The 14527-nt window shown below is 41.2% G+C and carries 11 protein-coding genes and 1 pseudogene; 2 read left to right on the top strand and 10 right to left on the bottom strand.

The genetic code is table 11. The features are described from left to right. Window positions 1–121: 121 nt before the first annotated feature. Window positions 122–316: a CsbD family protein gene (locus AC5JM2_RS33280; protein WP_495840054.1), complete on the bottom strand. Its 195-nt coding sequence runs from the start codon at window positions 314–316 to the stop codon at window positions 122–124. A gap of 395 nt (window positions 317–711) precedes the next feature. Between AC5JM2_RS33280 and AC5JM2_RS33275 the strand changes: the two genes are divergently transcribed. Together AC5JM2_RS33275 and AC5JM2_RS33270 are read left to right on the top strand one after the other, a co-directional pair. Continuing rightward, entirely contained in the window at window positions 712–1605 is an 894-nt protein-coding gene (locus AC5JM2_RS33275) for a TIGR02587 family membrane protein (protein WP_495840053.1), read from the top strand. Next, window positions 1602–2024 carry a TIGR02588 family protein gene (locus AC5JM2_RS33270; RefSeq protein ID WP_495840052.1) on the top strand — a complete coding sequence of 141 codons (423 nt, stop codon included), beginning with the start codon at window positions 1602–1604 and terminating at the stop codon, window positions 2022–2024. Before AC5JM2_RS33275 ends, AC5JM2_RS33270 begins: the two co-directional genes overlap by 4 nt. Window positions 2025–2094: 70 nt before the next feature. Here AC5JM2_RS33270 and AC5JM2_RS33265 read toward each other — a convergent pair whose 3' ends face one another. From AC5JM2_RS33265 to AC5JM2_RS33225, 9 genes and pseudogenes are all read right to left on the bottom strand, one after another. Then, on the bottom strand, window positions 2095–2862 hold the full coding sequence (locus AC5JM2_RS33265) for a ChaB family protein (RefSeq protein ID WP_495840050.1): 768 nt from the start codon (window positions 2860–2862) through the stop codon (window positions 2095–2097). A gap of 242 nt (window positions 2863–3104) precedes the next feature. Beyond that, window positions 3105–3644: a Dps family protein gene (locus tag AC5JM2_RS33260; protein ID WP_495840049.1), complete on the bottom strand. Its 540-nt coding sequence runs from the start codon at window positions 3642–3644 to the stop codon at window positions 3105–3107. Window positions 3645–3903: 259 nt separating this feature from the next. Beyond that, window positions 3904–4263, bottom strand: coding sequence for a hypothetical protein (locus AC5JM2_RS33255; RefSeq protein WP_495840047.1), 360 nt, complete (start codon window positions 4261–4263; stop codon window positions 3904–3906). Window positions 4264–4822: 559 nt separating this feature from the next. Continuing rightward, the gene (locus AC5JM2_RS33250) at window positions 4823–7882 is read right to left on the bottom strand and encodes a hybrid sensor histidine kinase/response regulator (protein ID WP_495840045.1); all 3060 of its coding nucleotides are present in this window, start codon (window positions 7880–7882) and stop codon (window positions 4823–4825) included. A gap of 557 nt (window positions 7883–8439) precedes the next feature. Beyond that, window positions 8440–11274, bottom strand: coding sequence for a methyl-accepting chemotaxis protein (locus tag AC5JM2_RS33245; protein WP_495840043.1), 2835 nt, complete (start codon window positions 11272–11274; stop codon window positions 8440–8442). Between the two features lie 64 nt (window positions 11275–11338). Further along, on the bottom strand, window positions 11339–11836 hold the full coding sequence (locus tag AC5JM2_RS33240; protein ID WP_495840210.1) for a chemotaxis protein CheW: 498 nt from the start codon (window positions 11834–11836) through the stop codon (window positions 11339–11341). A 5-nt stretch (window positions 11837–11841) separates the two neighbouring features. After that, a complete protein-coding gene (locus AC5JM2_RS33235) occupies window positions 11842–12219 on the bottom strand; it encodes a response regulator (RefSeq protein ID WP_495840041.1) in 378 nt (125 codons plus the stop codon). A gap of 66 nt (window positions 12220–12285) precedes the next feature. Continuing rightward, window positions 12286–13350 carry a response regulator gene (locus AC5JM2_RS33230; RefSeq protein ID WP_495840040.1) on the bottom strand — a complete coding sequence of 355 codons (1065 nt, stop codon included), beginning with the start codon at window positions 13348–13350 and terminating at the stop codon, window positions 12286–12288. Between the two features lie 690 nt (window positions 13351–14040). Then, window positions 14041–14185: pseudogene (locus tag AC5JM2_RS33225) on the bottom strand (transposase); the annotation flags it as partial. Between the last annotated feature and the right edge of the window lie 342 nt (window positions 14186–14527).

Genomic DNA, 14527 nt, shown 5'->3' with positions numbered 1-14527 from the left:
TTTTTGCTTAAAATTACTAAAAAACTCCACTGCGAATAAAAACAGTGGAGTTTTTTACTTCGTAAAACCTTTAGTTAATTAACGACGTTACCCAGTTGGATGACAAGAGGAATATACTATTCTATAAATTTTTCTTCAGTTCATCTTTGATGTTTTCAGCAGTGTGTCTAACTTGAGCTTCTGCTTGCTTTGCTTTACCCTCAGCTTTTTGTTTTGGATCTCCTGTTATATTACCAATTACCTCTTGAATTTTGCCTTCGATGTTTTTCGCTGTTGCTTCTATTCTGTTTTCAGCACTTTTATCTTCAGTACTCATATGACACCTCTAGTTTTAGGTATTATGTGCGCATGCTTCATATAGTATCAGACTTAACTTTGATGTGTACCTATCTTAAGAAAGATATTGCGTATACATAAAAAGCAGTTTTGTTTTAAATCTCTCATACCAAAAGAGTATTTTAGATATATTCATCAAATATCCTATCTGACGGTAGATGCAACACTCTAAATGTAAGTACGTATATAAAAAAATTAGAGATATTGTTTTCACCTCATAAGTTATGGACACTCAGGATAGAAATATAGACTGTTAAGAAAAAAATAGTTAATCAGTTGAGCAAATATAATCTGAGATGTTTATACAGCTTACTGATAGATTAGTATCTACATAAAAAGAAAAGTATTTAGTCAAGTATTTATGACTAACAAACTATGAGTATCGGAAGAAAGCGCCGGAAAAATGTCTGGAAAAACGATATTAATGATATTATTCGGGGTGCTTGTGGAGGCTTTCTATTTGGTATCCCTTTGCTCTACACAATGGAGGTTTGGTGGATAGGATCACTGGCAAAACCATCAATGATCATGTTGGCGATCGCCTTGATGTTTCTGGTAGTTTTCTTGCTGAACCGGACAGAAGGTTTTCGTAGAAGTAAACGAAACTCTCCACCCTATGGATCACTCACAGATACTATAGAAGCAATGGGAATTGGATTGGTTTGCTCCGCCTTAATGCTGCTGTTAATGCAAGAACTAACACCTGAAACTTCGATGAAGGAAGCTTTGGGTAAAATCGTCTTTGAAGGTGTACCATTTACCTTAGGCGTGGCATTAGCAAACCAGTTATTAGGAGATACTCGTGATGCTGATGGGCAAGGGCGAACGGGTTATCAAGCAAGCGACGAAAGCGGAAGGAAACCTGATGAGTTACACGCTACCTTTGCCGATATAGGTGCAACCTTGATTGGTGCAACTGTCATTGCATTTAACATCGCGCCAACAGACGAAATTCCTATGCTAGCAGCAGCGGTAACACCGCCCTGGCTTTTAGCAATTATTGCTACATCTATACTTATTTCCTATGGCGTTGTGTTTCAGGCAGGTTTTTCAGATCAGCAAAAGCGCAGGCAGCAACAAGGAATTTTCCAAACACCATTTAGCGAAACTATTATGGCATACTTAGTGTCGCTACTAGCAGCAGCTTTTATGCTGTGGTTCTTTCAAAAGCTGACCTTTAGCGATCCCTGGACAATTTGGCTGGAATATACTTTGCTGCTGGGATTACCTGCGAGTATCGGAGGTGCAGCAGGACGGTTAGCAGTATGAGTCAAGCAAATGAATCTAATGATCACAAAAAAGAACAACAGCAACCGAAAAGAACACTTGCAGAATGGATAACTTTCGGTGCTGCTTCATTGATCCTGGCAGTCATTGTGAGTTTGGTAGGCTATACTTGGCTCAACGAAAAACATCAACCTCCTGTCCTTGGTGTTAGTAACAAGACAATTCGGGAAGCTGATGGACAATTTTATATTCCCTTCGAGGTAGTTAATACTGGAGGAGAAACAGCCGAATCTGTTCAGATTATGGCCCAGTTGGAAATTAACGGCGAAGTAAAAGAAACGGGGGATATACAGATTGACTTTTTATCTAGTGGTGAAAAAGAACAAGGAGCGTTTATCTTTAAGCGTGATCCGCGCCAAGGTCAGTTAACAATAAGAGTGACTAGTTATAAATTGCCTTGAAAAATAGGTCAAACTTAGGAGTCAAAAGTCTAGAATATTTTATTCATGACTCATGACTCATAACTATTTGCTAAACAGTTGTTTTTGCCTTTGACCAGACACCATTTTCATCTTCATCATATTGTTGATGAATAGTTTCCCAGGCTGCTTGTTCAGCCTTAGATTCATCATTTGTCTCTTTTATTGCAGTGTTATAACGTTCAATGAATGTACGCTGCGCTTCAGTAGAAAGATGAGAGCGAATTTCTGGAGATAAATCCTCTGGACCGTTGCAGCCACCAGCACAAGCACGAGGTAGCGCTTGTTCAATTGTGTTGACTTCTTCACCACCAGCACTTTCAATCAGGATTTGGTATTCTCCAGAGCGATCTCCTGGCACTTCTGCCATCAGTAAGAATTCACCAGCCTCTAAGCGGGTTTGGTAAACTGCTGCTTTGTCTTCTGGCATTCCCAATGTAGTCAAAACAGATACTAAACCTGCACCTGCACTTCCGGCGATCGCACCACTTGCAGCTCCTAACAGCACTGCACCAATGGGACCTGCTGCGACAATTGGACCGACAAAGGGAATAAACAGTACGCCTACACCTGTGAGCAAGCTGAGGAAGGAACCGAATAAGGAACCAAAGATTGCTCCGCTTCTCAAACCTCCCAGTATGACGTCTCTTTTGCTAATAAAACCAGCAATTCGGGTTTCTGATTGAAAATTTCTGCCCATAACCGAAATATGGTCTCTGGACACACCCCGGTCTAATAAACGCCGAATAACGTCATCAACTTGCTTTTGCTCTTTAAAAATAGCTGAGATAGTACGCTCTGCCTTATATCCTTCTGCCACTTGAACACTCCTTTTTGCTTTTCCAGTTGACAGACTGAGGGGGTAGATGCAAGAAATTTACTCATACCTCAATCTGCCAATTTAAATTCACACCTTAGCTCTATTAGTTATTACTGAGGGAGGGAGGGAGCGAGCGTATCTTTGATTGGGTGACAATCTGCCTTCAAAGCGGCAGGTTGTCTCACCATACGCCGCAAAACTCTTTACTGTTGACTGAATTTATGCTGTATCGCCAACACAGATTATACACCTACAGGAGTTTTTGTTTGTCCTAACGCCTGTGAACCATCTGACTGTAGGTCTTGCCCTTCAATAAATGAGCGTAGCATCCAAGCCATCTCTTCATGCCCTTCCATCAATCCAGTTAGGAAGTCAGCAGTTCCCTCGTCATGGAATTTCTCACTGGACTGATCTATATGATCCCGCAAATTGCGAATAATCTGCTCATGGTCTTCCACCAATCGAGTGACCATACCAGTTGCTGTGGGAACGTTACCACCTGCTTCCTTGAGACTGGCAACTTTGAGAAATCCTTCCATTGTGCCAATAGGATAACCACCCAAAGCACGCACTCGCTCAGCTACAGAATCGATATTTTCAGTCAGTACTTGGTAGTGCTCTTCCCAAAGCTGATGAAGAGAGCGGAATTGAGGTCCGACCACGTCCCAGTGGAACTTTTTAGTTTTTACCAACAGCAGATAGGCATCTGCCAAATCTTTGTTCAACAGATCAATTACACCTTGACGCTGTTCATCTGTCAAACCAATGTTTAACTTGCGCATAACTTTAAGTCCCTTAGCTCGCTTCTTCATTAACCTTTACAAATTAAACTCGTACCCTCATCAATCTAAGGAAAGATTGTTTTTTATAACTAAATATAAATAGACATCTCAATCTACAAATCGAGATGTCTACCCAATGGTGAAATCAAAAATTAACTGCTCAAAACCCGAGAACATTGAGCAACAATTATTTGTTACACCCAAATTGAAAAACTACACCTTGGTTTAATGAAAAGGTATGGAAAGTAGGAAATTATGCTTACTTCTTACCTGTGATTTTTTCCAAAAAACCCTCAACTTTATCTTCCGCCGAAGTTGCAGCCGGGGAATTATCAGGACGATTCATTTTATTAACATCCGCCGAACCCTGAATCTCGTTCAGTCCCTCGTTTGCTTTTTTTGTTGTCTCTTCCAATCCAAGAGGTGGTTTTGCAGTGGCTTTGTCAGTTTCTTTCTGAGTTTCGAGTAGCTGCGTTTCACCTTTTTCAGGACTGCTCTTTTGGGTACCTATTGCAGCAGCAGGAAACGCATTAGAGAAAATCAGCAAGGCACAAGTGAATACAACAATCAGAAACCGTACTGGACGCAACACAGATAAACCAAAACCAATATTCTTCATTGAAACTCCTCCAAAGTAATGGTTATCCAAAATACACGCATAGTTTGAGAGATTGGCAGGGTAGCATTATAGACGCTGCCTGTCATGAATCTTGGATACACTATAGCTTACCTGATTTGGTATCTACCGAAAAAGTTTTGAGCAGTGGTTGCAAACTAATCTTAACTTTGAAAGAAAAGCCTGCTTTAATTTCGCCCAACAAGAGTGTTAAAAAGTAGCTGTACTTTTATGTTTCAAAGCTTGGTTGCGACCACCATTTCAATTTCGTCAAGATTCAACCTAATCTTTTTTCTACTTTTAATACTACAAAGGTGAATCGTCCTGTGGGCTGAAATATTTTTTCTATTTAAGCATCTATGATCAATCTACAGATAGATAAAATTTGTACTTTTTTGGGGAACAAAGCAGTAATGGTTTGATAGATTAAGTGTGAATTATTTTTAATATACTAAAGATTTTTAACATTAATATATAGCAGTCCTATTTGCGCTTACGCAATTCCCAGGTGCTACCTGGGAATTGCAACTTGGTATTAATTTATAACTTTCAGCATGATGCTTTAGTTAGAAGCTCCTGCTAGAGGAAAAATGATTTCATCCAAAGTTTTCAGTAATTCTTGCTCATTGTAAGGTTTGGAGAAGTAAGCTCTAGCACCTAACTGCATTGCTAATTGACGATGTTTATCACTACTACGAGAGGTTAGCATAGCGACTGGTATATCTCTAAAGTCAGTATTTGATTTAATCCGACCTAAAAAGCCATAACCATCAACACGAGGCATTTCAATATCACAAATAACAGCCTGAACTCTCAAACCACTCTGAAGTTTTTCTAGCGCATCTTGACCATCTTTAGCTTGTTCTACTTGATACCCTCCTTTTTCTAGAGTCAGGGCTAAGAAGCGCCGGACATTAATTGAGTCATCTACAATTAAAACCGTACCTTTTTGATTAATTGGCAGCAGTGATTGGTCATCGGCTGGCGTCAGGAAAACGGTCTTTAACCTTGGCGATGGTAGTTGATTTGTTCTAGGCGTGCGTTTGTTGGTAACAATCCAGTAAAGTAACTCGCTGGCATTCACCAGTGGGACTACCCGACCATCACCCAGAATTGTACAGTTGTTAAAGCCACTAGGTAAAGGTATATTTCCTTCAACTTGACGGATAGCAACTTCTTGCTCACCCCAACAACGATCTACTTGCACCGCCACTGGTTGATTACCTTGGTTGACGATGAGTATGCTAGAGGCGTTAATTGCAGGGGGAGTTTCTAGGTTTGGGTTGTCGTAGCGGGGGCAATTAAACTCTAAATGCCGACCGAGACGAACTAAGGGTAACATGGTTCCTTGCCAATTAAGGACTTCGCTGCTCGCCATTGTGAACACTTGCTCATGATTCAGCAAGAATATTTCTGAAACCACATCTGTGGGAAATGCTAAAAGCATTCGGTTGCTTTCTATTAGTAGGATTCTTGCGACTGACAGTGTAAACGGCACTGATATCGTATAAGTCGTCCCCTTCCCTGCTACCGTATCAACTTTGATATCCCCCCGTACTTGTTTGAGGTTACTGCGAACCACATCCATACCAACACCGCGACCAGACAAGGCTGTGACTTGGTCAGAGGTGCTAAATCCTGGCTCAAAAATGAGCGATAGCAGTTCTTCATCAGTAGCTTGTGCTATGAGACTAGGCTCTAACCCCATAGCTATAGCACGAGTACGGATTTTGTCTAATGGAATCCCACGTCCATCATCTCTTAGAGTAATGATTGTGCGATTGTCTTGATGCGCGCCTTTAATCTCAATTAATCCTTGTTCTGACTTACCGCAGGCGCGACGTGTTGGTGGATCTTCGATACCATGATCGAAGGCATTTCGCAACATATGCATTAAAGGCTCATTTAAAGCCTCCAAGATGTTACGTTCAATTAACACTCCAGCACCCTCAATTTTCAGTTGCACGTTTTTGCCGTACTCTACACACAGGTCGCGCAAAGCCCTGGGAAAGCGATCAACAATATCAGATAGCGGACGCATCCGTACTTGAGTCAGCTTTCTTTGCAACTGCTTGGATGTTTTGGTGAGTTTGCGGGCAAACAAATCTGTATCGTCAAGACCAAGTTGAATGTCACTTGTGACTTCTTGCACTTGAACGATGGTTTCCATCACTTCCTGAGAAAGCAGGTTTAATTCGTTATAGCTATCCATTTCTAGAGAATCAAACCGGCGTTGTGTCTGGTTCTCATCGTCAAATCCGATGAAATCCTCCACGTTTTGAGTTGGTGGCAATGCCAGGAATGGAACACTAGATGACAGCACACTCTGAGTTGCTATCCTGTCATAAGCTGTACGTAATTGCTGATTTTCCCTGCCGAGAACTTGCACTCGCTGATTCAAATTACGAATCAGTTTGCGTAACCTCTCAAGTTGTAGATTCAATCCGTTGCGCTGAATAATCAGTTCCCCGAACAAATCATTAATTTGCTCAAGTTGCTTGCTAGGAACTCGAACTGTATTTTCCTGAGGTTCACTCTTATTGTTGTTACCAACAGTTTGTTCGGCTTTCGGTTCAACAAATTTGTAATTTGTTGTGGGAATTTCTTGAGCAACAACTGGTTCCGGATTTGGTGGCACTTCAACTTGAGCGTTACTCTCATCAGCAAAAGCTGCCTCTAAAGCTTCAAAATCAGCTGCAATGATTTCACGATCCAACCAAGTTTCTTGTGTTTCTTCTGGTTGCAGAATGTCTGTTTCGGCAACTTCTGTTTCTGGATCTAGCAGGGGTGCTACTTCTACTTGTAGCAATTCTGTTTGAGTATATGCTGCAGCTTCAAAAGCCAAATCCTCTAGCTGAATTTCTGTTGGTAAGCTATCTAGTTGATTTGTCATCACCAACGCTTGCGATCGCCGCCATGCTTCCAATGCCACACGGGCAATTGTTTCAATCTCAGAGGAAGGGGCTGCTTCTAAGTGGTTTGCCACAGATTCACAAAGTTGAGTAAAAGCTGGTAATTGCAGCATTTCACCCAAACCACCTAACTCAGCTGCCATAATCGCAACTTCTTCTTTTAAACAGGGTTGTGCACTATCTGCCAACACGCATTCTAAGCGTTGCAAACATCCTTCTACTTCTGTTTGAAACAGTAAAGGAATGATGTCTTGCCCATCTTCTGGAGACAGCATAGTTGCTGCATCCTCTGGAGTTGGATCACCTAAACGCGCATGCAGTTCTTCAAAAACTGGATAACAGAAAGTCGATAACCACTGCTCCTCTATCGCATTACCTTCTGATAAGAATTCCACTATCTGACGTAGCCAGTCTACTCCAGATAACAATAAACTTTGCAACTCCGTGTTAATATCTAAAGAGTTTTTTCTCGTTTTTAAAACTTTAAAGGAATCTTCCAAACGGTGAGCCAAATCACTCAGGGCGCGAAATCCCATCATGCCTGCGCCACCTTTGATTGAGTGGGCAGCTCTAAGTGCGGCATTCATTTTTTCTAGAGAGATACGACTGTTGGTATTGAGTTCCAGCAATACCCCTTCCAGGGTATTCAGGTAATCAGTCGCTTCCTCCAGAAACTGCATCTGGATTTCTAATTCTTTGTCTTGTGACATAATATTTGCTATCAGTCATGAGTCATTAGGAGGCAGTGCGTTGCGGTGAATCCAGCGCTATGCAGGAGGTGAGACCAGTGCTGCGCGAGGGGAGCCACTGCATTGGACGGGTTTCGCAGGCTTAGATACCCGAAGGGCGGCTTCCCCCTTTCTTAGCATGTGGCGTTTTCCCGACAGCCAGGCGACGGGCGTTCCCGATAGCCGTAAGGCGTGGCGTTAGCCATAAGGCGAACCCGAAGGGGTTTCCCGACCTAGGCGACTGGTGTTAGCGCAGCGAGACCGAGAAGAAGGTCTTCCCCGAAGGGAGGCAGTGCTTGATGAGGGTTCCACGACCTACTAGACATCTAGCGTCTGGTTCCCTGCGTTGTAGCATCTGCCGTTCATTAGTCATTAATCACCAGTTAGATAAAAATGACATGGACGCTATGGCAGTTCTCAAGTTGTTACACTATGTACGACAGTCGCCTATCTTCAGGTTACCTTCCAAAAAGCGCTGCCTCACCCTGGTGCTGCCTGTGTAGGGCGTCTTTGGGTAGAGTTAGACAAAAAACTGATGACTAATTCACCTTGAAAGTACCAACAGTCGCTTGCAATTGCTGGGAAATCTCCACAGTTTCGTGTAAAGATTGGGAAACCTTCATAGAAGAATCGCTCGTGCGTTGTGAGCAAGCAGCAATATCTTTCATTAATTGGCTGACTATTTGCGAAGTTTGTGCCTGCGATGCTGTGGCAGTCGAAATCGACTGTAGCAAAACGTCTATCTGACGTGAAATCTCCAAAATCTGAGCTAGATTTTGCTTGGCATCTTCGACAATGCGTGTACCTTCGACAACAGTGGTGGTTCCCATCTCCATCGCCTGTACAACTTCGGTTGTTTCGCGTTGGATGTTCTCGACTATTTGTTCAATTTCTGTGGTGGCGGCGGCACTGCGGGCGGCTAATTCCCCGACTTCCTCTGCCACAACAGCAAAACCTTGACCTTCTTCTCCTGCACGTGCTGCTTCGATTCCGGCGTTGATGGCGAGCAAGTTGGTTTGCATGGAAATCTGATTAATTAATGCCACGACACGCGAGATTTGTTGGGTTGATTCTCCTAGGCGCTTGACTTTCTTGGCGGTTTCGCCGACTGTTTCACGCAAATACAAGATGTTTTGTACTGTCAAATCCATTGCGATGCCGCTCTTTTTGGCAGTTTGGGCGGCGTTATTGGCAATGAAAGCTGCTTGCTCGGCGGTATATGCGACTTGTTGAATTGATTGACTCATGTTATCAACTGCATCGAGTGTGCGGTTGATTTCTTGGGCTTGAATCAGTGCTTCCTCTGTCAGTTCACCGATTGCTCCAGAGTTTGTCCAGATCGCCTGATTCACCTGGGTAGCGGTTTGTTGAACTTGAGTGACAATCAAGCGCAAACTTTCAACGATAGAGTTGAAAAAGTCAGCAACTGTGCCAATTTCTCCTGCCGTTACTTCAGCACGCACCGTCAAGTCACCACTGGCTGCACCTTCTACTTCACTAAGGAGTTCCAAAAGTTGCGTTTGCAGAGTTTCTTTTTGTTGGCGTTCGTCTTGTGATACTCTTTCTGCTATTTGCCGTGCTTTTTCTACCTCTTCAAGAAGTTGGGCTTGCTCTAGAGCATAGCCAACTTGAGTGGCGAGTTGTCTAAACAAATCTATCTCAGTTTGTTGCCAATTTCGAGGACTGTCGCAATGATGAGCAATCATCAAGCCTACCAATTGCCCTGCGATAATAATTGGTGCTACCAAATTTGCCTTAACTGCAAATTTCTCCAACATTTTGGTGTAACAAGCTGCATTGCTCAGACTAGCATCTTGGTAGATGTTCGATATTGCCCGCACTCGGCCATCTTTATAACCTTCTGCATGACGTTCTCGAAAACACGGATCGTCGATTTGCACGCCTAACATTTTTGGTAAACCAGCTGTGACTGATTCCGCGACGACATTTCCATCCAAGGTTTCTAGGTTAAATTTATAGATGATAACCCTGTCTGTCTTCATTGCTTGCCGAACTTCTCTGACAGCTGTTTTGTAAATGTCCTCAACTTTCAGGCTTCTACGAGTACGCAGCGTAATATCTGTAAGCAACTTTGCCCTTTGCGTGTCGAGTTCTTGGTCTTTCATTAGCGCTTGGAGTTGCGACGCCATTTGGTTGATGTTATGACTCAAAATGCCGAGTTCGTCTTCTGATTGCACCTCCAAACGGGTATCAAGTTCTCCTAAGCCAAGTTTTGCCACTGCTGCGGTTGCTTTCGCTATAGGTTCTGTGGTTCGTTTGGCTAACCACACGGCAATCAGGGCGACAATTAATGCTGTCAGTCCTGTCCCAACAGCAACTGTTAGTAATAATTGTCTTTGAGGCTCAAATGCAGTTGCTGTATCTGTTGCTAGAATAAATCGCCAGTTCAAATTGGGCAATCCATCTTGCATTCTGGATGAGTAACTAACAAGTTGCTGTTGGTTATCGGTTTGATTAACACTAATAAAAGTATCGTCTTTTTTTTGTGCTTGCCATTGTGCTAAGCTAGGAAACATTGCTGTCGCACTTCTAGTTAAATCTTTGTTATCCGTTGCCAAGAATATTTTTTCTGAACCATCTGTTAGATAGTATTTACGCCCAGATTCTGCATAATTTTTGACAATATTATTTAGAGATTTCACGGGTATTCTAGCTCTGACTATCGCCGCCATTTCTCCTGTGCTACGTTTCACAGGTGCTACGATAATAATGCTGAAAATACTTGTATTATTTGTGACTTCTGTTTGAGTGATGTAAGAAACTCTGTTTTGACGTACTTTTTGAAAGTCTGGACTACTGCTTTGATTGGGAATTAAATCTCCCTGAGATTGTGCAATAACATCACCGTTTAAGTTAAGTACAACAATGCTGTCATAGACTTTGTAAGTATCTACAAACTTATCCAGCAATCCTTGTTTTTCTTTTTGAGAAAAACTATTGCTAAAATTATAATCTGTAAATATTGGTAGACTAGAGATAAATTGAATATTGTTATACCGTTCTCTCATGAAACGGCTAACTTTGTCAGCCATACTATTGGCTTCTGCTTGTTGAATTTGAGCAATTTTATTGGTTAAGGAATTACTGGCTACCAAATAAGCAAGTGCTCCAATTGCTAAAACTGGAAGCGTACCAATCGCGATCGCAACTAGTGTCGCTTTGGTACCTAAACTTAACCGCTTCAAACTGAAAGATGCAGGATACTGTGTATGATGATTACGACGAATTTCAGTGTTTACGTCGTTATATCGTTTTCTAGAATTATTTTCATCTGTGAAATCTTCCGATGAAGAAACAGATGCTCCATTTTGAGTATCAATCTTCTTCTTAGCTGCATCAGTTTTATTAAACATAAAGATATTCTCCTGAGGTGGTGAATGAACATACGAAAAATCTGTGTTTTCTTTGAAGTACACCCTAATCACAGCGGAGAATAGAAGACTGTACAATTGCTTGTGCATCTAAAACAAGCAACATTTCTTTTTGTTGAACAACGCAACCACGTAGATAGGGAGTTAAACTGGATGCAACTTGTCCCATAGGAGAGCGAATCTCATCAAGCAAAAACTTAGTTGTACCTTGTATTTCTTGTACAAGTAAGCCTAAAAGGACTGAATCTACCCTGATAATTATCACATTATACTGCCGAAGCCTATTATCTAAATATTCAAGATTGAACATCCTTGGCAAATCAATCACCCAAACTATGCGACTGCGCCAATTCATCAATCCTATGATACAGGCAGGCATGTTTGGCATCGATGAGATTGTTTCAGGTGGCACAACAACCGCTTCTTGGGTGTGCCTCATGGGTAGGGTGGCAGATGTATGTCTATTTAGCCTAAATCTAAGATAGCCATCCCCCAAGCTATTTTGATTTTGTTTTAAAGAGAGTGCTAATTTGGAACTATTCATTTGATTCATATGACCACTGATTTAATAGCTCGTAGGAGCTGCTCCCGAGTGTAAGGCTTTGTGACATAGGCATCAGCGCCTTGTCTCATTGCCCATAATCGGTCAATCTCCTGATTTTTAGAACTGCAAATGACAATAGGAACTTTTTGAGTAACCGGATTTCTCTTAAGAGAACGACACAACTCAAAGCCGCTCATACCTGGCATAACTACATCGGTGACGATAACATCTGGATTCTGTGATTGTGCTTTTTCTAAAGCTTCCTTTGCACCAGTAGCTTGAATAACGTTATAACCACTTTCTACTAGATAATGGCTCATCAGTTCCAATTCACTGAGAGAATCTTCAACTATCAAAATTGTACCAAGCAAAGTTAGACTCACTTATACATCTCCTTTATGAGTAAATTGAGTTTCTCAAAATTTGTGACTGTTCTTAATATGTTTACCTCAATTATCAATATGTTTAAACACCATTTTCAACAAATCTGATTGAGAAAAAGGCTTCGTCAAATAGCCTGAGGCTCTTACCATTTTTGCCTTTGCTCTGTCTATCAATCCTGTTCTGCCAGTCACCATAATAATAGGGATATTCTTAAAAGCTGAATGCCTTCGCAACAAAGAACATAGCTCATAACCATCTAAATTTGGCATCTCTACATCTAGCAAAATTAAGTCAGGTTTGCTGCGGAGAATTTGCATCAAAGCTTTCACAGGATCGTTGATCATCACAACCGAGAATGTACTTTCATCCAAAAAGTGCTTGATAGAATTTAATACTGTTGGACTGTCATCTATACAGGCAACTGTGTATGCACTTTTCTCATGAGATTGGTAAGAATCTTTGTTGTTAATATCAGACGTATCAAAATTATTCCGTTTTGGCAATTCTTCCGCTAGCTTAACTTGATGCCCCATTGCCGCAACCTCAGTGGTAGAGACGAAATTAGAGGTAACTTGCCTATCAACGGTTGATTGCGTCTGTTGGCGATGGCGTAACTGCTTTTGACAATTTTCTACAAGTAATCGCAAGTCCAAACGACAGAACTTTGGTAGTTCATTTAACAGAGTTTCACTCTTAAATTCATAGCTTCCTTGTTTTACTATTAGAAATGACTCCAGTACTTCTCTTGCCAATTCATCTATTAGGACTGCTGCTTGGGGAGGAGTGATGTATTCTTCGTTAACTAACCAGCAAATAGCCTGATAATCTGGTTGTGGTGTTGACTGATGATCTTTGTTTTGGTCAAATATCAGTCTTACTCGCATAAGAGATGCACTGTTGAGAGTATGTGTTTGCTGCCTCAAACGCCCCAAAAGATTTTCAAGCCGTTCAAACATTTTATCTGAAGAGGCATAAACCAGTTTACCGTCATCTAGATAGATTGACCAAGAAGCCGACTCTGTAAATACTTGTAAGCAGCCTGTAGCACGCCGACTTGTTAATTGTGCTAGTAGAGATAGCGGATGTAGTTTCTGAAAAAACTTGTAGCTACCTAGAGGAGTTGTGCTCATTTTGCTTTTACTTAGGCTAAATTCTTGCTAGTGTGAGCTAAATTTATGCAGGGTCTTCCACAAGTCCATTGAAACGGTTTATAGCTTTTGTTATAAAAAGTACAAAAGTTTAGCCTTAAGATTTGCGGGAAAACTCAGCGGCAGCACCCTTCTATCAAGATAGAAAAAACCTCAGATAACTCGCAAATTACAGTTAAATTTACTAACTTATACTGAGATTAGCAGACATCTTTACACAACAAGTAAAAAGAATGTAAAGACTAGATGAAGCAAATCACCTTTAAGTAAGCCTTGTCTAATGGCAACCGAGATAATACTGCTTTTTCTTGCCACAATAACCCTGCTATCTTTAGTACTCGTACCTAAGTATAATACGGTTTTTGGAACCGAGATAAATCTCAGGTAAATTTTGCTATAACCACAGTGTTTTTACTTGTACAATGTGTAAAGTTAACATAAAATATCCGGTGACAGAACAGTGCCACTGTCTGTTATATACCCCAAAAGTGAAATATGCCAATCAAATTATTAATACAACCTTCAAGATTACAGAGTTTGAATTAATACTATACAAAACTTAACATTAAGAATAAGAGAACTGTGATGACTGTTGTATATAGTGTGCTGCCTCAATTGTAATTGTAGCTATTTCTACTTTTAAAAATTCTTTTATAGCAACTGCCAAGGCGGTTAGGACGCAGAACGCAAGACAGTCTCAATGGCGTTTCGTAAACAATCGAACTACTCCATTTTTTTTGTGGATTCGACTCTTTAACTAAGACCAGCATTTCTCAATCAAGTTTAGGTCTGGAGAATAAGGTGGTAGGTACAGTAGCCCATTTGTAAGCTGTTGGACATTTAACTTGTATATTAGCTAAAAGTAAAGCTCTTACGGAGTAGGCATCTTGCTCGTTCTAATTATCCAAACTAAAAGTACATTAGCTTATCAACCTAAAACTGAAGCGGATTACCACCTTTTATAGCTGGTGTCTTTTTTTTATACTTTAAAAATTAATATTTCCAGTTAGCTGTCTACACATTTCCCACTTTTTGGACAAATTCCTTGTCTATAGATGTATGTCCTCCACAAGATACGCTTGTTTAACCCGCGTTCGCGAAGCCTGGTAGAGTCGAAGGGGACTATTATGTCCCGCTCCTCTCTATTAGATCCGGACGT

This window comes from Brasilonema angustatum, from assembly GCF_059505445.1.
Note: the sequence above shows the minus strand (reverse complement) of the source record. Positions and strands in the feature narration are given on the sequence as shown.